The organism is Thioclava sp. F34-6 (assembly GCF_002213235.1).
Lineage (GTDB): Bacteria > Pseudomonadota > Alphaproteobacteria > Rhodobacterales > Rhodobacteraceae > Thioclava > Thioclava nitratireducens.
In genome coordinates, this window is the sequence record NZ_NBOA01000001.1 from 465,506 (window position 1) to 485,766 (window position 20,261).

Annotated in this window: 11 protein-coding genes; 4 read left to right on the top strand and 7 right to left on the bottom strand. The window is 65.1% G+C overall.

All coding sequences use genetic code 11. From position 1 onward, the window contains the following. Positions 1-6 precede the first annotated feature (6 nt). On the bottom strand, positions 7-2,151 hold the full coding sequence (gene glgB, locus B6V72_RS02150) for a 1,4-alpha-glucan branching protein GlgB (RefSeq protein WP_088734424.1): 2,145 nt from the start codon (positions 2,149-2,151) through the stop codon (positions 7-9). Between the two features lie 13 nt (positions 2,152-2,164). After that, positions 2,165-4,561, bottom strand: a complete 2,397-nt coding sequence (locus B6V72_RS02155) for a glycogen/starch/alpha-glucan phosphorylase (RefSeq protein WP_075774800.1) — start codon at positions 4,559-4,561, stop codon at positions 2,165-2,167. A 166-nt stretch (positions 4,562-4,727) separates the two neighbouring features. Here B6V72_RS02155 and B6V72_RS02160 point away from each other — a divergent pair, with 166 nt between their 5' ends. The 3 genes from B6V72_RS02160 (at position 4,728) to B6V72_RS02170 (ending at position 11,203) form a co-directional block, all read left to right on the top strand. Then, entirely contained in the window at positions 4,728-6,314 is a 1,587-nt protein-coding gene (locus B6V72_RS02160; protein ID WP_075774799.1) for an alpha-amylase family glycosyl hydrolase, read from the top strand. A 244-nt stretch (positions 6,315-6,558) separates the two neighbouring features. Continuing rightward, positions 6,559-9,165, top strand: a complete 2,607-nt coding sequence (mprF, locus tag B6V72_RS02165) for a bifunctional lysylphosphatidylglycerol flippase/synthetase MprF (protein ID WP_088734426.1) — start codon at positions 6,559-6,561, stop codon at positions 9,163-9,165. A 1-nt stretch (position 9,166) separates the two neighbouring features. Next, positions 9,167-11,203: a bifunctional DedA family/phosphatase PAP2 family protein gene (locus B6V72_RS02170; RefSeq protein WP_088734428.1), complete on the top strand. Its 2,037-nt coding sequence runs from the start codon at positions 9,167-9,169 to the stop codon at positions 11,201-11,203. A 9-nt stretch (positions 11,204-11,212) separates the two neighbouring features. Here the strand turns inward: B6V72_RS02170 and B6V72_RS02175 are convergent, their stop codons facing one another. Together B6V72_RS02175 and B6V72_RS02180 are read right to left on the bottom strand one after the other, a co-directional pair. Further along, positions 11,213-11,569, bottom strand: a complete 357-nt coding sequence (locus tag B6V72_RS02175; protein WP_088734430.1) for a YigZ family protein — start codon at positions 11,567-11,569, stop codon at positions 11,213-11,215. A 74-nt stretch (positions 11,570-11,643) separates the two neighbouring features. Further along, entirely contained in the window at positions 11,644-12,618 is a 975-nt protein-coding gene (locus B6V72_RS02180) for an NAD(P)-dependent oxidoreductase (RefSeq protein ID WP_341865708.1), read from the bottom strand. Positions 12,619-12,666: 48 nt separating this feature from the next. Between B6V72_RS02180 and B6V72_RS02185 the strand changes: the two genes are divergently transcribed. Then, a complete protein-coding gene (locus B6V72_RS02185; protein ID WP_088734432.1) occupies positions 12,667-15,150 on the top strand; it encodes a penicillin acylase family protein in 2,484 nt (827 codons plus the stop codon). 61 nt (positions 15,151-15,211) lie between these two features. On the opposite strand, the gene B6V72_RS02190 is transcribed toward B6V72_RS02185, so the two are convergent. The 3 genes from B6V72_RS02190 to B6V72_RS02200 are packed head-to-tail and all read right to left on the bottom strand — an operon-like array spanning position 15,212 to position 20,212. Beyond that, complete coding sequence (locus B6V72_RS02190) at positions 15,212-16,504, bottom strand: HlyD family type I secretion periplasmic adaptor subunit (protein WP_088734434.1); 1,293 nt, start codon at positions 16,502-16,504, stop codon at positions 15,212-15,214. Between the two features lie 36 nt (positions 16,505-16,540). Beyond that, entirely contained in the window at positions 16,541-18,436 is a 1,896-nt protein-coding gene (locus B6V72_RS02195) for a cadherin-like domain-containing protein (protein WP_088734436.1), read from the bottom strand. 3 nt (positions 18,437-18,439) lie between these two features. Then, positions 18,440-20,212 carry a type I secretion system permease/ATPase gene (locus B6V72_RS02200; protein WP_075774791.1) on the bottom strand — a complete coding sequence of 591 codons (1,773 nt, stop codon included), beginning with the start codon at positions 20,210-20,212 and terminating at the stop codon, positions 18,440-18,442. Positions 20,213-20,261 lie beyond the last annotated feature (49 nt).

Below are 20,261 nucleotides of genomic sequence, written 5' to 3' on the forward strand. Positions count from 1 at the left end.
CACCGCTTATGCGGGCGTGAACATCACGACTGAAAGCGGCGGCAAATATACCTCCGCGCTATGGGCGCAGCGGCCATGGGCGTCGTCTTCAGCGGCGATCGCGCCGAGATTGCCGCGGTTGCCACCGCCATAGAATTCGGAATCCGTGTTCAAAATCTCGCACCATTCGCCGCTCTGGGGCAGACCGATGCGGTAGCTGCGTTCGACCGGGGTCAGGTTCGCGACGACCACGACCGGATCGGAGCCGGGCGCGCGGCGTTCGAAGATGAAGACCGAGGCCTCGGAATCGTTGGCCGCGATCCACTCGAAACCCTGCGGCTCGCAATCGCCCCAATGCAGCGCGGGCGTGTCGCGGTAGAGCCGGTTGAGGTCGCGCACCAGCGCGCGCAGCCCCTCGTGGCGCGGATCGTTCAGAAGATACCAGTCCAGTTCGCGCTCGTGGCTCCATTCCGACCACTGGCCAAATTCCTGCCCCATGAAGAGAAGCTTCTTGCCCGGATGCGCCCATTGGAAGGCGTAGAAGGCCCGAAGGTTGGCGTATTTCTCGGGCTCGCTTCCCGGCATCTTGCCCAGCATCGAGCCTTTGCCGTGCACGACCTCGTCATGGCTTATCGGCAGAATGAAATTCTCGCTGTAAACGTACGAGCTCGCGAAGGTCAGCTCGTTATGGTGAAATTTGCGATAAAGCGGATCGCGCGCGAAATAGCGCAGGCTGTCATTCATCCAGCCCATGTTCCACTTGTAGCCGAAACCGAGCCCGCCCTCATGCACGGGCCGCGTGACCCCGGGATAGGCGGTGCTTTCCTCGGCCACCGTCATGATGCCTTCCGCGCCGCCGTAAGAGGCCGCGTTCATGTTCTGCAGGAATTCGATCGCCTCGAGATTCTCGCGCCCGCCATATTTGTTGGGCACCCATTCGCCCGCCGCCCGGGAGTAATCGCGGTAGAGCATCGAGGCCACCGCATCGACGCGCAGCCCGTCGAGGTGATATTCCTCCAGCCAGAACAATGCGTTGGCAAGCAGGTAGTTGGACACTTCCCGCCGCCCGTAATTGTAGATCAGCGTATTCCAGTCCTGATGGAAGCCCTCTTTCGGGTCGGCATGCTCGTAAAGCGCCGTGCCGTCGAAATGTCTCAACCCGTGATCGTCGGTCGGGAAATGGCCCGGCACCCAGTCGAGGATGACGCCGAGCCCTTTCCGGTGTGCGGCATCGACGAACTCCGCGAATTCTTCGGGGCGGCCATGGCGGATCGTCGGGGCGTAAAGCCCGATCGGCTGATAGCCCCAGGAGCCGTCGAACGGGTGTTCGGTAATGGGAAGCAACTCGATATGGGTGAAACCCATGTCGCAGACGTAATCGACCAGCTTCTCGGCCAACTCGTGGTACGAGAGCGGCCTGCCCCCATCGTCCCAAATCCGCATCCACGAACCCAGGTGTACCTCGTAGACCGAGATCGGCGCGTGACGTTCCTGCGCCTCGGCCCGGGTCTGGCACCATGCGCTGTCACCGAAGCGGTGCAGCCCCAGCTTGCGCACGACCGAGGCCTGCGCAGGCGGATGCTCCGCGCCGAAGCCGACCGGGTCCGCCTTCAGCGGCAGCACCGTGCCCTCGGCGTCGAGCAATTCGTACTTGTAGAGCGCGCCTTCATGGATGCCGGGGACGAAGATCTCCCACACGCCGGACGCACCGATCCGGCGCAGCTGGTGGCGCCGCCCGTCCCAGAAATTGAACTCACCCACGACCGAGACCCGGCGCGCATTGGGCGCCCAGACCGCGAAATGGACGCCTTCGACGCCTTGATGGGTGATAGCATGGGCGCCGAGCTTCTCCCAGAGACGCTTATGCGTCCCCTCCCCGATCAGATACTCGTCGATCGGGCCCAGCACCGGCGCGAAGCTGTAAGGGTCGTCGAAATCCCATGTCGTCTGGTCGCGTCGCGCGCGCAGACAATAGGTCTCCTCGCTCCACTTTCCGGCGAAGACCCCGGGCACCACAGGCTCCAGCGCGACGTCCTTTTTCCCGAGCGCCCAGACCTCGTCCGCCCCGGGCACGAGTGCCACGATTTTCCCGTCATGAAGACCCAGCACGGAAAACGGGTCGGGATGATGCGCTTCGATCAGCGCTTCGGCCTCGTCTCGGGAAAGTGTCATATCGCTCCTTGGTTCACAGGGCAGATCGCGTGGTCCAAATCTCGTCCATGTAGCCCTTGATTGCCCGGTCGGAGGAGAAGAACCCCATCCGCGCGGTGTTCAAAACAGCCATCTTCGCCCAGCCTGCGCGATCGGCGAAGGCCGTGTCCACCTCTTTCTGGGCGGTCCGGTAGGCCTCGAAATCGGAGGCAACGAGGAAATAATCGCTGTGCCACATGTTATGAACAAGATCGTGATAGCGTTCTGGTTCCTCCGGAGAGAAACGTCCCTCGGCGATCATCTGCAAAACGTCCTGCAAAGGCTGGCTTTCAAGGATCGCGTTGCGCGCATGTTCGGGATCGCGGCGGCGCTCCATCACCTCGTCGGCGGTCATGCCGAAGAGGAAGAAGTTCTCCGCGCCGACCTGTTCACGGATTTCCACATTCGCGCCATCGAGCGTGCCGATGGTCAGCGCACCGTTCAATGCGAACTTCATGTTGCCGGTGCCGGAGGCTTCCTTGCCCGCAGTCGAGATCTGTTCTGACAGATCGGCGGCCGGGATCAGTCTTTCGGCCATCGAGACGTTGTAGTTCGGCGGATAGACGATCTTGAGGCGCCCATCGACGTAAGGGTCATTGTTCACCACCCGCGCCACGTCGTTGATCAGCCGTATGATCTGTTTCGCGGTGTGATAGCCCGGCGCGGCCTTACCGCCGAAGAATTTCACGCGCGGCTGGAAATCGGCCTGCGGGTTCTCGCGGATCGCATGCCAGTCCGCGATGGTCTGCAGGATGTTCAGCAGCTGGCGTTTGTATTCGTGGATGCGCTTGACCTGAATGTCGAAGATCGCGTCGGGGTCAATGGTGATCCCTTGGCTTTCGTGCACCCACTCCGCGAGATGCACCTTGTTATGGCGTTTCGCGCCCATGAAGGCCTCGCGGAAGCCCGCGTCATCGGCGTAAGGCTCTAGCGTGCGCAGCTTGTCGAGATCGGCCTCCCAGCCCTCGCCAATCGTGTCGATGATGAGGTGGGACAACGCCGGGTTCGCCATCCGCAGCCAGCGGCGCGGCGTGATCCCGTTGGTCTGGTTGATGATCCGCCCAGGATGCAACGCGTCGAGCTCGGGAAAGAGGTTGCGCTTGATCAGCTCGGTATGCAGCGCCGAGACGCCGTTCACCTTGTGCGAGGTGATGAAGGCCAGCTCGCCCATCCGCACTTCCTGATGCTTCACGATCCCCACGAAATGCGCGCGTTTCGGATAGGTGCGGCGGTGCCAACTGTCGATCTTCTCGATGATCTGCATATGGCGCGGCAGCACCGTGCCCATCAGATAGGTCGCCCAACGCTCCAGTGCCTCGGGCAGCAGCGTGTGGTTGGTATAGCCCAGACATTGCATCGTGATCTCGAGCGCGGTCTCGAACTCCATGTCATGCAGATCGACGAGGATGCGGATCAGTTCCGGCCCGGCGATCGCCGGATGCGTGTCGTTCATCTGGATCGCGACATAGTCCGGCAGCTCTTCGAGCGTATAGCCCGAAGCCAGATGCCGGCGCATGATGTCCTGCAGCGCGGCGGAGGTCAGGAAATACTCCTGTTTGAGCCGCAGCTCCTTGCCCGCATAGGTCGTGTCATCCGGGTAAAGCACGCGGCTCAACGTCCGCGCCAGCGCCTCGGGCTCGGCCGCGGCGGCGTAATCGCCGTGATTGAACCGCGCGAGGTCGAAGAGCTCGGTGGGCTTGGCCGACCACAGCCGCAGCGTGTTCGCCCATTTGCCCTCCCAGCCGATGATCGGCATGTCATAGGCCTCGGCCAGCACCGTCTCGCCGGGGATCCAATGCGGCTTGCCGTCCAGCGTCTCGACATGGCCCTTGAAGCCGATCTCGTAGGCCGCCTCTGGACGCTCGAATTCCCACGGATGACGCTGCTTGAGCCAATCCTCAGGCGTCTCGACCTGACGCCCGCCCTCGAAGCGCTGCTTGAAGAGGCCGTGCTCGTAGCGGATGCCGTAGCCGTAGCCCGGGCAGCCCAGCGTCGCCATGCTCTCCATGTAGCACGCCGCCAGCCGCCCCAGCCCGCCATTGCCGAGCGCGGCGTCCGGTTCGTTCTCGACCACCGTCTCCCAGTCCTGCCCCAACCCTTCGATCGCCTCGCGGCAGATCGCGCGCAGCCCGAGATTGATCGCGGCATCTTCCAGCATCCGTCCGATCAGGAATTCCATCGAGAGATAGTACACCCGCTTGCGCTTTTCCTCCCAGGTGCGACGGGTGGCCGCGAACCACGGTGCCACGACCCGGTCGCGTATCGCGAGGCTCAGTGCCATGCGCCAGTCATAGACCGAGGCGTGATCGGGATCCTTGCCCATCGAAAATGTGATGTGGTGCAAAATTTCTTCGCGAACCGTCTCGGCACTGGGCAATTGGGTGTCTTTCAAGGGGGAGGTCTCCGGATCTCTTCAGATAGCAATTGATTGATGAGCCGCCCCCTGTTCAAGGTCAAGCGACGGCGTAGAAACCATCTGAGCAGCTGTTGCCGTTTGCGCTAACAAGTCTACCCTTGCCGCGTTAACGGGCAACAGGAAACTGAAAGAGGAGCGATTCATGGCGAAGGATTGGTGGCGCGGAGCAGTTATCTACCAGATTTATCCGCGTAGCTTTCAAGACGACTCGGGCGACGGGATCGGCGATCTCAAGGGGATCACGCGCAGGCTTGATCATGTCGCCTCGCTGGGCGTCGATGCGATCTGGCTGTCGCCGATCTTCACCTCGCCAATGGCCGATATGGGTTATGACGTGTCCGATTATCGCGGTATCGATCCGCAATTCGGCACGCTGGAGGATTTCGACGCGCTGGTCGCGCGGGCGCATGAACTGGGCCTGAAGGTCGTGATCGATCAGGTGATCTCGCACAGCTCCGATCAGCACCCGTGGTTCAAGGACTCCAAGAAAGGCGGTACGAAGAAGGACTGGTATGTCTGGGCCGATCCCAAGCCCGACGGCAGCCCGCCCAACAACTGGCAGGCGGTGTTCGGCGGCTCGTCCTGGGAATACGCCCCCGAGCGCGGCCAGTATTACCTGCACAATTTCCTCATCGAACAGCCCGACCTGAACCTGCACAATCCCGAGGTGCAGGCGGAATTGCTCGACATTTTCCGTTTTTGGCTCGATCGCGGCGTCGATGGCTTCAGGCTCGATACGGTGAACTACTACTTCCACGACCCCAAGCTGCGCGACAACCCGGCGATGGAACCCGACCCGGAGCGTTGGCCGCCGGTCTCGACCTACGACATGCAGGATCACGAGTTCGACAAGAACCGCCCCGAGAACATCACCTTCCTCAAGAAGATGCGCGTGGTGATGGACGAATACGAAGACCGGACTCTGATCGGCGAAGTCGGCGAAGCGCCGCATCGCGCGCTCGGGCTCATGGAGGAATACACGCGCGGCGTCGATCGCCTCCACATGGCCTACAGCTTCGACATGCTGGGGCCGAAATTCTCGCCCGCGCATTTCCGCGGCAAGATCGAAGGCTTCTTCGAGAATGCCCCCGATGGCTGGCCGAGCTGGTCCTTCTCGAACCACGACGTGCAGCGCCATGTGACCCGCTGGGCGAAATACGGCACCGAGGACGGCATCGCACGGCTGGCCATCGCGATGCTCGCGTCGTTCCAGGGCACGATCGGCATCTATCAGGGCGAGGAACTCGGCCAGACCGAGACCGAGATGGAATATCACGAGCTTACCGACCCGCCCGGCCTGCGCTTCTGGCCCGAGAACAAGGGCCGCGACGGCTGCCGCACGCCGATGGTCTGGGACGAAAGCACGAATGCGGGCTTCTCCAAGGCCAAGCCGTGGCTGCCGGTGAAACCGCCGCAAGCCGCCCGGGCGGTCTCGGTGCAGGAGGCCGACGCGCACTCGGTGCTGGCCTATTACCGTCGCGTGCTGTCCTTCCGGAAGGAAAACCCGGTGCTGCGCAAAGGCGCGTCGACCTTCCTCGACCTGCCGGACCCGATCCTCGGCTTCATCCGCGACGATGGCGAGACGAAATTCGCCTGCTACTTCAACCTCGGCCCGGATCCGGTGACGCTCGAAGCGGACGGGGAGCTTGTCGGCCCCTGTCTCGCCGCGACGCTGGAGGACGGCACCCTGTCGCTCGGCCCGAACGGCGCCGCCTGGCTGAAGATCTAACCAAACCGGAAAAACGCGGCGCGCGGGCCCCGAATTGCAGCCTGCCGCCACGTCTCGGACCCGCGACGGCGTCGGGAGCGTTTGCTCTCGACGCCGTTCGCATTCCGGTGTTCTGCCTCTGGTCAGCCGCGCCGTCTCGGTCGATAAGATGCCATCGGAAGCGATTTCTTACGGAATTTTAAGAAGGACATAAATTCCTTCTGCGATCGTTCCGCCAGAGATTGGAAAAACTTGGAAATACAAGATGGTTCACGTTGATCCGGCGCAAGCCGCCCCTGCCTCGTCGCGCGTCAAGATACTCTGGCCGATCGCGCTGGGGCTGCTGCTGTTCCTGATGGGGCTCTGGGCGCTGCATCATCTGCTCGCCAGCATCGACGTGCGCCAGGTAATCGCGCAGATCAGGGCGACGCCGTGGCCCACGCTCGGCGCGGCCGTGGGGGCGACCTCGCTGGGCTACGTGGCGCTTGTCGGCTATGATTTCTGGGCGCTGCATTACCTCGGCAAAAAGCTGCCCCTGCGCACCGTGGCGCTTGGCGGGTTCCTTGGCTACGCCTTCGGCAACACGGTCGGGATCAGCGTGATCTCGGGCGGCGCCGTGCGCTACCGCATCTACTCCGCCGCCGGGCTGAACGCGTTCGAGGTCGCGGCGCTGTCCTCCTATATCGCGATCGCGATGGGACTCGGGCTGACGATGGTGGGCGTTCTGGCGCTTTCCGTGCATCCTGCTGCGCTCGCCGGGGTCATCTCGGCGCCCGAGTCCTTGATCCGCGTCGGCGCGCTGGCCGCGACGGCCTTGATCCTGGGCGGCGCCTTCTACCTGTCCTATACGGGGCGCGCCCTGCGCATCCGCGACCGCGAGATCGCGATGCCGGCCCCGCGTATCCTTGTCGGGCAACTCGGCGTGGCGCTCTTCGACTCGACGATGGCGGCGGGCGCGCTTTGGGTGCTGATGCCCGCAGGCACGCCGCCTTTCGCGAGCTTCGTCGCGATTTACGCTGCGGCCAGCATGGTCGGCATTCTCAGTCACGTGCCCGGCGGGGTCGGCGTGTTCGAGACGGTGGTGATCGCCGCCCTGCCCGCGGGCGTGCCCCTCGGCGATGCCGCGGCGGGCCTGCTGGCCTTCCGGATGATCTATTTCCTGCTGCCCTTCGTGATCGCCTTCGTGGTGGTCTCGCTGAACGAGGCGCGTCTCGCAGGCGGCTGGGCCACGCGCGTCTTCGGCGAGATATCCGAGCCGATGCGCCCGGTGATCAGCGGCATCGAGGGTATCGCGCCAAGGATCGCCGGGGTCGCGGTGCTTGGCCTCGGTTTCTGGATGGTTATCGTCGCGCTGATGCCCGTACTGGGACAGCAAGGCGGCGAGCCGGGGCTGATCACGGCGGTTCTGGCCGAGGGCGGCACCCAGCTTTGCGCCTTGGCGGGCGTGCTGTTGATCGTGCTCTCGCATGGTCTGGTTCGCCGGGTACGGCTCGCCTATTGGCTGGCGCTCGCCGGGCTCGTGCTCGGTGTGATCTCGGTGCTGGCGGCCGATCTCGACATCGACAACGCCATCGTCCTGTCACTTGCCGCGCTGGTGCTTCTGCCGTTTCGCCGCGCGTTCCACCGGCAGGTCGCGCTCACCGAAGGGGGCTACGGGCCGCTGTGGTTCGCTGTGATCCTGGGGATGGTGGCCTCGGCGGCGGTTTTCTTCTTCCTCGCCTATGCCGCGCATCCTTATTCGAACGCGCTCTGGCTCGATTTCACCGCACGTTCGCCGACACCGCGGGCGCTTCGCGCAGGTCTTCTGATCAGCGCACTGCTGTTGGGCTTCCTGCTTTGGCTGATGCTGCGCCCGATACGCCACTTCGCCTTCTCCGTGGATCCCGAGCAGGATGCCTCGGTCGCCGCGATCCTCGCCGCGCAGGACGTGCCGCAGGGCTGGTTCGCGCTGACGGGCGACAAATGCGTGATGTTCTCCCCCGACCGCTCCGCTTTCCTGATGTATGCGCAGCGCGGCGGGATGCGGGTCGTCCTTGGTGATCCCGTCGGCCCGCCGGAGGTTGCGCGGCAACTGGCATGGGAGTTTCACGAACGCGCCGTGAGCGAGGGGCTCACCCCCGTCTTCTACGAGGTCTCGACGCGCAATCTGCCGCTCTGGATCGAGATGGGCTACGCGCTGCACAAGATCGGCGAAGAGGCCGTGATCGACCTGCAGAAGTTCTCGCTTTCGGGGTCGAAATTCAAAACGATGCGGGCCGAGCAGAACCGCGCCCTGCGCGAAGGATACACGCTCGAACTCGCCGCCCCGCCGCATGCGCCCGAGCTGCTGTCGACGCTGCAGGAAATCTCCAATGCGTGGCTCGCCGGTCAGAAAGGCCGCGAGAAAGGCTTCTCGATCGGACGCTTCGATCCGCGCTACCTCAACCACTGCGAGATCGCCCTGATCCGCTGCGAGGGAGAGATCCTCGGCTTCGCGAACCTTCTGGGCGGCAACGGAGCGCAACATTTCGCGATCGACCTGATGCGATATCGCCCGGAAGCCGCCGACGGCGTCATGCAATTCCTGTTCCTCGGCCTGATCGAGGCACTGCGCGATCGCGGAGCGACCGAGCTGAGCCTCGGCCTCGCACCGCTGGCGGGGCTGCCCGATCGCGCCTCCGCGCGGCTCACGAGCCGGGTGGGAAACCTGATTTATCGTCACGGCGGAAGCTTCTACAATTTCGAGGGGCTGCGCCGGTTCAAACAGAAATTCCGCCCCGAATGGCGGCCGCATTACGTGGCGCTGCCGCCCGGCACCTCGCCCTATCTCGCGCTGACCGAGATCGCGCTCTTGATCTCCGGCGGTGCGCGCAACCTGCTGACAAAGGACTGACATGCTAGACGCCATCCACCAAGTGCTCCCGAATCTCGCCGCTCTGGGGATCTTCGGCTACTGGGTGATCGGGGCCGCGGCGGGGCTGGAGGCCTTCCTGCCAACCGGGTTGTTCCTGCCGGGAACGCTTCTCGTCGACGCCGGCGGGGTGATGGTTCAGCGGGGGATGCTCGACCTGCTCGACCTGCTGTGGTTCGTCGCGATCGGCTCGGTGCTCGGCGGCGAGGCGACCTTCTGGCTCGGTCGTCATGCACGGCGCGGCATGCTCGGGCGTTGGAATGTCGAAGGCATGGCCGCCTATCGACGCGCGGAGAAGCTATTTGCCCGCCATGGCGGCTTGGCGATCGTCATGGGGCGTTTCCTCGGTCCCGTCGCGGGCTTCGTTCCCTTCGCTGCCGCCGTCGCCGGGATGGAGACGCGACGCTTCCGGATCTGGAACCTGCTGAGCGGCTTTCCCTACGCTGTCTTCCATGTCGGCTTCGGTTATGCTCTTGGCGCGGGTTTCGCCCAGCTCAGCCCGATGATGACGCGCAACACCTTGTTCGTGCTTGGCATTGTCGTGATCGCCGCGGTGCTTTTCTGGATTCTGCGCCGACTCGACCGGGCGGTGCCCTATCTCCTTGCGATGGCGGGCGGCCTGATGGACGACATCGCGCGCCACCCCCGCATCGACAGCTGGGGCGGGCGCCATCCGAAAACGGCGGCCTGGATCGCGCGCAGGCTCGACCGGACGAAATTCTCCGGACTGCCATTGAGTCTTCTCGCACTGGCCTTCTTCTACCTTGCCTCCGTGCTGGTCGGGCTGTCGCTCGATTTCCTGCAAAGCGACCCGATCGTGCAGATCGACGCACGGCTGGCGGCTCTGATGCGGCTGTTCTGGACGCCGGGCCTCATACAGATATTCACCTGGATCACCGCGCTCGGCGATACGCAGCTCGTGGCCGCGCTGCTCGTGCTGGCCCTCGTCTGGCTCGCGTGGCTGCGCCGCTTCGATCTCGCCACGGGGCTCGTGGTCTCGCTCGGACTCGATTTGATTTCGGTGATAATCCTGAAGGCCGGCTTCGGGCGGCCGCGTTCGATCCTCGGCTATTTCCACGAAACCTCGGGCAGTTTTCCCTCCGGCCACGCGACGCTCTCTGTCGCCTTTTACGGGATGCTGGTCTTCCTCCTCTGGCGGCTATCCCGGATCGGAGCACTCAGCGCGAGCTTCCTGGCGTTCCTGTTCGCCGGGCTGATCGGGCTGAGCCGTCTCTACCTTGTCGAGCATTACCTGAGCGACGTGATGGGCGGCTGGCTTCTCGGCGCGCTGTGCCTGCTCGTGGGCATCGCCGTGGCCGAGTGGCTTTATCCGCGTTGGGCCGGGGCGCCGCGCACGCGACCGCGCTGGCAGATCGGCGTGATCGGGGTGGTGACGCTCGCGCTTATGGGCTTCACGATGGTTCGGGTGCGCGACTACTCCAAGGCGCTGAACCCGCCGCCGGTCGCGCAGCCGCTGATCGTGATCGCCCAAGGGGCCGAGCCGCAGGCGTTGAGCGACGCGCCGCTGATGGCGCAGACGCTCGATGCGGAGCAACAGTTCCCGCTTTCGCTCGGGATGTGGGCGGCGAACACCGATCAGATTACTGCGGCGCTGACATCCATCGGCTGGCAGCGCGCCGATCCGGTGACGCTGAAGACGCTGGCGGGCGCGGCCTTCGGAGCGGTGCGCGACACGATACGCCCCGGCGCAGCCCTCGCACCGCTTTTCTGGAACAACAAGCCGAGCGAGCTTGGCTTCACCCGCGTTCCGGAGGGCGACGCGACCGACGAGCTGCCGCGGCTGCGAATGTGGCAGACGCGCTATACCGATGCGTCCGGCGCGCGGCTCTGGATGGGGGCGATCACTCGCGATGACGGGCTGGTGCCGAGCGACGGGTCGGCGGCGGGGCCGCTGGCCTCTGACGTTGTGAAGGCGCTGAGCCAGAGCGGCGGGGCCAAGACGGTCGGCCATATCTCCGGCACTGACGCGTCGGCGATCCCGGTTCTGGCGCTGCGATAAGCGCGCATGTCAGCCTGCGTGCAAATCCTCGAGATAAAGGCGAACCGCTTCCTGCACATGACGGAATCGGTCGCCGCCCAGATGCTTGCCGCCGAACCAGCGAGTGACGACGATGATGTGGTCATAGAGCTCTTCGCGCTCGAGCATCCGCAGGATCACCATGCCGGCGCCTGCCTCACCGTCGTCGTTCTTAACCGGAGCGTCTGCCGTCAGAAGCGCCCAGGTGTTATGCGTCGCCTTGGCATATTTCTTTTTCCGGCAGAGTTCCTTGACGAAGGCCTTGGCCTCCTCTTCGGAGGTGCAAGGCCCGCCCGAAACCGCGTATTTCGAGCCGCGGTCGCTGATGATGTTCTCGAGGATGCGCATGGCGCAGGTTTATGGGCCAAGCGCCGAAGCGGCAAGGGCGGGCAGCGGACCCGATGGCCCGCCGCCCTGCCCGCTCAGCCCAGCTTGCGCAGGCGGGCGATCAGCGAGGACGTGTCCCAGCGGTTGCCGCCCATCGCCTGCACGTCCTTGTAGAACTGGTCGACCAGCGCGGTGACGGGCAGCGAGGCCCCGATCTCGTCGCCGGTCTTCAGGCAGATGCCCAGATCCTTGCGCATCCAGTCCACCGCGAAGCCGAAGTCGAATTCGTCCTTCGCCATGGTCTCGTAGCGGTTCGCCATCTGCCACGAGCCGGCCGCGCCCTGAGAGATCACTTCGACCACGGCGGCGATGTCGAGATCGGCCTTCTCGGCGAAGTGGAGGCTTTCCGCGAGGCCCTGCACCAGACCCGCGATCGCGATCTGGTTGCACATCTTGGTCACCTGCCCGGCGCCGCTTTCGCCCAGACGGCGGCAAATCTTGGCATAGGCGTCGATCACCGGCTCGGCCTTGTCATAGGCCGCCGCATCGCCACCGCACATCACCGACAGCTGACCGTTCTCGGCCCCCGCCTGCCCGCCCGAGATCGGCGCGTCGATGAAGGCCACGCCGTGACCAGCCGCCTCGCCCGCCAATTCGCGGGTCACGGCAGCCGAAACCGTGGTGTGGTCGACGAAGACCGCGCCGGTTTTCATCCCCTTGAACGCGCCGTCCTTACCAAGGCAGACCTCGCGCAGATCGTCGTCGTTGCCGACACAGGACATCACGAAATCGGCGCCCTTGGCCGCTTCGCGCGGCGTGGGCGCGGCGGAACCGCCATGTTCGGACACCCATTTCTCGGCCTTGGAGACCGTGCGGTTATAGACCGTGACCTCGTGGCCCGCCGATGCGAGATGCCCCGCCATCGGATAACCCATCACCCCAAGCCCCAGAAATGCAACTTTCGCCATCGACCTCTCCCTTGCGTGAATACGAAACCGCGCCCCGTGAAGCGCGAGCGCGTTGATTGTAGCGTCGGGCTCAACTAGTAACGCGCCATCCCGGCGCGTCAACTCATGCGCCGGTCGGAGGGATTCCGGGTGAGGCGCGCAGAGGGCTCGATGTACAAGGCATTTCGATGGGGCGTTCGGCTGATCATGGCCGCGATCGTGGGCGTGGTGCTCATCGGGGGTCTGATCTATTTCTTCGCCTCGCGCTCGCTGCCCGATTACGACGCGACCTACAAGGTCACTGGCCTCACCGCCCCGGTCGAGATCGTGCGCTCCACCGAGGACGTGCCGCATATCTTCGGCAAGAATGACCCGGACGTGTTCTTCGCCCTCGGTCTGGCGCATGCGCAGGACCGGCTCTGGCAGATGACGCTGATGCGCCGCACGGTGCAGGGGCGGCTGTCGGAGGTATTCGGGCAGGAGACGCTGAAGACCGACGAGCTGATGCGGCGACTGGGCCTCTATCAGGCGGCGGTCGACTCCGTGGCATCGCAGGACGCTTACACCAAGGCCGCGCTTCAGGCTTATGCGCGCGGCGTCAACCAGTGGATCCAGATCGTCAACGAGGGCGCGATGGGGCGCGGCGCACCGGAATTCTTCCTTTTCGACAGCAAGATCTCCTACTGGACGCCCGCGGATTCGCTCGCGATCATGAAGCTGATGGCGGTGCAGCTGTCGAACCAGCTGCAGGACGAGGTGCTGCGCGCCCGCGTCTCGCTCGCCGGAAAGGATCTCGTGCGCGACATCATGCCCGACGATCCGCAACAGGCGACCGCCGCGCTGCCCGATTACGCTAGCCTGTTCCCGACAATGCAAAAAGGCATCCAGACGGCAGAGAACGGCGCGCCCGGCGCGTTCTCGCCCTTCCCCGAGCGCGGCTCTGCCGGGGCGTCCAACGCATGGGCCGCGGGGCCTGACCGCTCGGCCGCGGGCGGCGCGCTTCTGGCCAACGATCCGCATCTTGGGCTCACCGCGCCCTCGATCTGGTATCTCGCGCGGCTGCAACTGCAATCGGGCGGCGTGATCGGCGGCACGATCCCGGGAATGCCGCTCGTGCTGTCGGGCCGCAACAAGGATCTGGGCTGGGGGCTGACCACGGCCTATGTCGACGATCAGGACCTGCATATCGAGGAAATCGACCCCGACGATCCGACGAAATACCGCACGCCCGATGGCTGGAAGCATTTCAAGACCAAGCGGGTGATCGTCGAGGTGAAGGACGCGAAACCCGTGACACTCACCCTGCGCTGGACCGATAACGGCCCGGTTCTGCCCGGCAGCCATTTCGATCTGGCGACGGTGACGCCGCCCCATTCGGTGATGTCGCTCAGCTGGACGGCCTTCGATCCGAAAGACACCACGATGACCGGCGCGATGGACCTGATGCGGGCGAAATCGATCCCGCAGGCGCTCGACGCCGCAAAAGAGATCGTAGCACCTGCACAGAATATCACGCTGGCCGACAAGGATGGTGTGGCGCTGGTCACCGCCGGGAAAATCCCGCTGCGCGACCGGGCGAATGACACGCAGGGCCGGATGCCCAACGCGGGCTGGAAACCTGAAAACCGCTGGAAAGGCGCCCTGCCCTTCAAGGACAATCCGCAATTCGTGGAGCCCAAAAGTGGCATCGTCGTGAACACCAACAACAAGACGGTGGACCGGCCCTTCCCCTATAACGTCTCGTTCCACTGGGGCGACACGCAGCGCATCCAGCGCCTGTCGAAACTGATGGGCGAGCGCGAGGTGCATTCGCGCGACAGTTTCATCTCGGCGCAGCTCGATACCGTCTCGCCCGCCGCGCGCGGCCTGCTGCCGCTGGTCGGTGCGAACCTGTGGTATACCGGCGATCCCGCGCCTGACGGCACGCCCGAGCGGATGCGTCAGCGCGCGCTGGAGATGCTGGCGAGTTGGGATGGCGAGATGTCCGAGCATCTGCCCGAGCCGCTGATCTACGCCGCCTGGATGCGCGAATTGCAAAACCGGCTGATCCGCGACGAGTTGGGCCCGCTGGCGAAGAAATTCGACCACCTGGAGCCGCTGTTCATCGAGCGCGTCTTCCGCGACACCCAAGGCGCGAGCCATTGGTGCGACATCATCCAATCCGCGCCCAAGGAGACCTGCAGCGATATCGCGCGGCAATCGCTCGACGCGGCGCTCTTGGACCTGTCGAAGAAATACGGGCCGAATATCGAAAGCTGGCGCTGGGGCGACGCGCATATCGCCGAGCAGGACAATCCGGTGCTGGGCAAGGTGCCGGGGCTGAAATGGTTCGTGAATATCCGGCAATCGACGTCGGGTGGCGATTTCACCCTGATGCGCGGGCGGACCAAGGGCGGCGACGGGCCCGATCGCTTCGCCAATGTCCATGCGGCGGGCTATCGCGAAGTACTCGATTTCGCCGATCCGGACAGCTCGGTCTTCATCATCTCGACCGGGCAATCGGGCCATCCGCTGAGCCGCCATTACGACGACCTGTCAGAGCTGTGGCGTTCGGGCGAATATATCCCGATGTCGCTCGATCCGGCACTGGCGCGGGCAGCGGCGACGGGGATCACCCATCTGGTGCCGAAGGGCGCGGCGCAAGCGGCCAACTGATCCATAATGAAACGGGGACGGACCTTGGCCCGCCCCGGATCAAATCTCAGTCCTAGCGCCCTCAGTCCTCGCGCATCGTGCGCTGCACCTGATCGGCGACCGGCTTGAGCAGGTAGGAAATCGCGGTGCGCTCCCCCGTCTGGAAGAACACCTCCACCGGCATCCCCGGACGCAGGCCCCGCCCGTCAGGCAGCACCGGCGCCTCGGTCAGTGCGACGGTGCAGAGATAGTAGTTACCGCCGCTCTCGTCCTTCGTGGCCGAGGCCGCGACGACGCGCACCTCGCCTGCCACTTCCGGCGTCGTCCGCTGGTTGAACGCGGTGAAGCGCAGCCGCACCGGCTGCCCCGGCATGACCTGGTCGATATCGGTGGTGCGCAGCCGCGCCTCCACGATCAGCTCGCCATCGGGGACGATCGCCATCACCCGCTCCCCGGGCGCGATCACGCCGTTCACCGTATGCACGCCCAACTCGTTCACCACCCCTGCGATCGGCGCGCGGATCTCGGTGCGCGAGAGCCGGTCGCGCGCGGCCACGGCGCGCTCATGCAGTTCGGCCATCTGCGCATCGATGTCGCGCAGCTCCTTCTGCGCGGCGGTGCGCGCCTGATGATCCAGTTCCAAGATGCGCAGGTTCGACTCGCTGATCTGGCCCCGCACCCGCGCGATATTTGCCTCTATCTCTCCGGAGACCCCGTCGAGCCGCGCCATGTCGCGCTCGATCTCGGTGATCGCGCCTTTCTCGGTCAGCCCCTTCTTCAGGAGCGTCTCGAGCCGGGCATGATCTTCGCCGCGCAGACGCCGTTCGATCTCGTTCGAGTGGCGCTGCGCTTCGAGCGCGCGGATCTCCTCGTCGAACTGGTCGACCTGAGACAAAAGCTGGTCGCGGCGCAAGTCCTGCATCGCCCGGTCATGGGCCAGAAGCTGGCGCTCGCCATCCGCGATCGCAGCGGTTTCCTCGGCGGTATCGAACCCCTCCGGGAACACGATCTCGACGGCGCTGTCGCGCACTGCAAGAAGCCGCGCGCGGCGGCCGATAAGCTCGCGGATCTGGGTCTCGACGATCCCCAGTTCCGAGCGCAGCTGCGTGTCGTCGAGGCTCAGCACGACATCCCCCGCCTGCACGAGATCGCCGTTCTCCACGCGGATCTCGCGGATCACGCCGCCGTCCGGGTGCTGCACGACCTTCAGCTGCGATTTCACCGCAACCTGCCCCTGCGCAATCACCGCGCCGGAGAGTTTCGCCTGCGCCGCCCATCCGCCGAAGACGAGGATCAGCGCGCCCAGAAAGGCCGTCGCGAACAGGATCCGCGCACGGATCGAGAACAGGGCCGGATCATGGTCAGTCTTGGTCATTTTCGGTTCCCCCCACCAAAAACTCGCGAGCGCCCGTCAGACGGTCGCGTCGCAGTCAAACAGAAAATTGGTTTCTTCCAGCGTGTGATGGCCGTCGAGTTCGATCTCGAAGTCGTAATCCTCGACGCTGCCATCCTCGTGCTGCGCGCTGAGCTTGGCTTTCACGATGGTGAATTCGTGCCCCTCGTCGCCGTCTTCGATCTCGTAAGCCACGAAAACGCCTCCACGCGCCTCGGCGACCTCGCCATTGGCACCGGCGTAGAACAGCCGCATTTCACCGTAGCCTTCGCCCATCGGGTCGATATGCGAGAAGTCTATCCGGTCGCCGGGCTCGAAATCGGTGATGCGGTCATGGCCCGCGCCCGCGTTGCGGATCGCAGAGACCGAGGTGAAGACGAACACGTCCTCGCCTTCGCCGCCGCTGAACAGGTTGCAGGCATCACTTGCGATCAGCTGGTCATCTCCGGCGCCGGAAGCGACGTTCTCGATACTGACGAGCGTCGCTTCGCCGGTCTCGCTCGTCATTGTCCCTGAAGACAGATCGACGGTGACCGACTCCGCGATGCGGTGCAGATCGAGCGTGTCCGAGCCCGCGCCGCCATCGTAGCTGTCGCCCGTAGCCTCCGCGATTTGCGAAACCACGATGCGGTCCTCGCCCGCGCCGCCGGTCACGAGGTCCTCGCCCGCGCCACCGTCGAGCAGATCGGAGCCCTCGCCGCCGACCAACGTGTCGTTGCCCGCCCCGCCATCTAGGCTGTCCGCGCCGGAGCCACCGTCGAGATAGTCATTGCCGTCCTCGCCATGCAGCAGGTCCGCCCCGGCCTCGCCGAAGACAATGTCGTCACCCGCGCCCGCGAAGACCGTGTCGTTGCCGGCGCCGCCATAGATCACGTCCGCGCCCGCGCCGCCGATCAGCACGTCGCAGCCCTCTCCGCCGTCGAGCATGTCGTCGCCCTCGCGGCCATAGAGGATGTCGTCGCCCCCCTCGCCCCGCATCGCGTCGCGGTCGGGCGTGCCGAGCAGCAGATCGTCTTCGGCGGTGCCGATCACGTCGTGATACTCGGGTGGCAGGATCAGGGCGGTCGCGGTCTGGCCGATCGACAACTCGCCGTCGCTGAGATCGTAGGTGATCACCAGCTCGCCCTCGAAGCCCTGATCGGGCTTGATCAGCCATTCGCCCGCGCCATGGGCGATCACTTCGCCGCCTTGCGCTTGCATCGACAGGATCGAGAGCGGGTCGCCATCGGGATCGCTCGCCCCGGTCAGCAGGACCGCCGCCACTATGAAGAAGCTCTCATCCCGCCGTCCGGGCGACAGCCGAACCGGCCCCTTCGTCTCCGGCGCACGGTTGCGGGGGGCTTCGGTCGCCGCGTCCGGAGGACGGGCTTCATCGAGAGCGCCCCGGCTTTCACGCGCCTTGCGTGCAGCGGCACGGGTCGAGGTGAAGACCGGCACTTTCGGAAGATCGAGTTCCTTGACCTCGATCGCGTCCGGGAAGAACAGCGTATCGCCCTGCGCCTCCACCGTCGCCTTGTGCTTAGCGTGCCATCGCTGCGGCGAGAGCGTGAAGGGCGCGGGATTGGCGCCCGGGAACAGGATCACGTTGTCGGGCAACGGATCGGGCGGCGTGTTTTCCTCCGTAAGCACGTCACTCGGCCCCATTTCGGGGATGTGATGCGCGTTCGGCGTCTGCGGGCCGGCGGGGGCGTCGGGATCTGCCGGGGGGTGGGCCGGTCCATCCTGAACGCCTTCCGCCTGCGCCGCATCCGTGCCGAAGAGCTTGCGCGCGAGCGCAGCCCAGGCAATGGCGACCAGCCCCACCGCTGCGCGGCCGGGCCAGACCGAGCGCCGTTCCGGCGCACGGTATTTCTGCATCGGCGCGATGGCCGCTTCGTCGTCCGGGATACCGAGCTTGAGCTTGTCCTGTTCCATGGCTCAGCCCACCGCCTGCTCGATACTGTCTCCCAGCTCCGCCGCCGGTGCCGCGGGTTTTCCCTTGGGCAGCGGTTTGAGCCCGACGGAGCGGTTCACGATCTCGTCTTTGGGGCCGAAGGCCACCAGTTTGCCGCCCTGGACGAAGCCCACGAGATTCACGGATTCGAGCGCCTTCGGGCGATGCGCGATCACCACGACGATGCCGCCACGCGCGCGGACCGAGGCGATGGCCGCGCTGAGTGCCGCTTCGCCATCGGCGTCGAGGTTCGAGTTCGGCTCGTCCAGTACCACAAGGAACGGCGCGCCGTAGAGCGCACGCGCCAGACCGACCCGCTGACGCTGCCCCGCCGAGAGCGAGGTGCCGAAGGGGCCCAGTTGCGTCTGGTAGCCATCGGGCAGATGGATGATCGTCTGATGCGCACCCGCGGCCTTCGCCGCGGCCACCACATCGGCATCCGTCGCGTCCGGCGCAAAGCGCGCGATATTCTCGGCGACCGTGCCTTCCATCAGCGAAACCTCCTGCGGCAGGTAGCCGATATGATCGCCCAGCAGATCCACGCGCCACTGGTCGAGCGCGGCCCCGTCGAAACGGACATGCCCGCGCAGCAGCGGCCAGATCCCGACGATGCCCTTGGCGAGCGTTGTCTTGCCCGAGCCAGACGGCCCGATCAGGCCGAGCGCATCGCCGGCTTTGAGATCGAAACTGACATCGCCCAGCAGCACCGCGCCGGAGCCTGGCGCAACGACCGTCATCCCCTCGACCGTGAAGCTCTCGGTCGGCGCGGGCAGAGCGATCAGGCTGTCGTCATCCTCAAGCGTCGCCAGCGTGTCGCGCAGACGCGCATGGCTGCGGCGCGCGGCAGTGAAGCCCTTCCAGTTGCCGATCGCCATTTCCACCGGCGCGAGTGCGCGCGAGGCTGCGACCGAACAGGCGATGATCGCACCGGGCGACAGCTCGCCCACGATGGTCAGATACGCGCCGAGGCCCAGCAGCGCCGATTGCAGCATCATCCGCGTGACCTTCGACAACCCGCTCAGTGTGCCGGTGATGTCGCTGGTGCGCGCATGCAGGCGCAGGTGCTCCGCATTGGCGGTGCCGAACCGCTCCACCGCGCGGCGGCCGAAGCCCATCGCGTGCAGCACGTCGGCATTGCGCGTGTTGGTATCGGCGATCATCGCGCGGGCGATGGAGGCCTTCTGCAGCTCCCGGCCCGAACGGCGCGACAGCATCTCGGTGATGACGGTCAGCGTGATCAGCACGCAGGCACCGCCGATTGTCAGCAGCCCCAATAGCGGATGCAGCATGTAGACGAAGCCCAGAAACAGCGGCATCCACGGCAGGTCGAGAAGCGCGATGGCCCCTGCCCCCGAGACGAAGCTGCGGATCGTGTCGACGTCGCGGCCGCGCTCCAACGCCTCGGACGTGGAATAGCCGAAGCGGGGCATTTCGATTGCCACCCGATGCGCGAGCGGCGCGAGGCGGTTGTCGATCCGCGCACCGACCCGCACGAGGATCTGGTTGCGCAGCACATCGAACAGCCCCTGAAACAGATACAGCGCGATGGCCAGAACAGAGAGTGCAAGCAGCGTCGGAACCGAGCCGCTGGTCAGCGCCCGGTCATAGATCTGCAGCATGTAGAACGAGCCCGTCAGCGCGAGCAGGCTGATCACGAAGGACAGTCCGAGGAGAAAGACGATCAGACCGCGATAACGGCCCAGACGCTCGGAAACGAGTTCTTCGCTGGCTTGAAAACGACGACGTGCGTTGCTCATGTGATCCTCCCACCAAGATCTTGAGACTTATGTACAAAGCGCCCGACGG

Bases quoted from the DNA above. Each gene is read 5' to 3' on its own strand.
- glgB (WP_088734424.1), bottom strand. From the start codon at position 2,151: ATGACACTTTCCCGAGACGAGGCCGAAGCGCTGATCGAAGCGCATCAT.
- B6V72_RS02160 (WP_075774799.1), top strand. From the start codon at position 4,728: ATGGCGAAGGATTGGTGGCGCGGAGCAGTTATCTACCAGATTTATCCG.
- mprF (WP_088734426.1), top strand. From the start codon at position 6,559: ATGGTTCACGTTGATCCGGCGCAAGCCGCCCCTGCCTCGTCGCGCGTC.
- B6V72_RS02170 (WP_088734428.1), top strand. From the start codon at position 9,167: ATGCTAGACGCCATCCACCAAGTGCTCCCGAATCTCGCCGCTCTGGGG.
- B6V72_RS02175 (WP_088734430.1), bottom strand. From the start codon at position 11,569: ATGCGCATCCTCGAGAACATCATCAGCGACCGCGGCTCGAAATACGCG.
- B6V72_RS02185 (WP_088734432.1), top strand. From the start codon at position 12,667: ATGTACAAGGCATTTCGATGGGGCGTTCGGCTGATCATGGCCGCGATC.
- B6V72_RS02190 (WP_088734434.1), bottom strand. From the start codon at position 16,504: ATGACCAAGACTGACCATGATCCGGCCCTGTTCTCGATCCGTGCGCGG.
- B6V72_RS02195 (WP_088734436.1), bottom strand. From the start codon at position 18,436: ATGGAACAGGACAAGCTCAAGCTCGGTATCCCGGACGACGAAGCGGCC.
- B6V72_RS02200 (WP_075774791.1), bottom strand. From the start codon at position 20,212: ATGAGCAACGCACGTCGTCGTTTTCAAGCCAGCGAAGAACTCGTTTCC.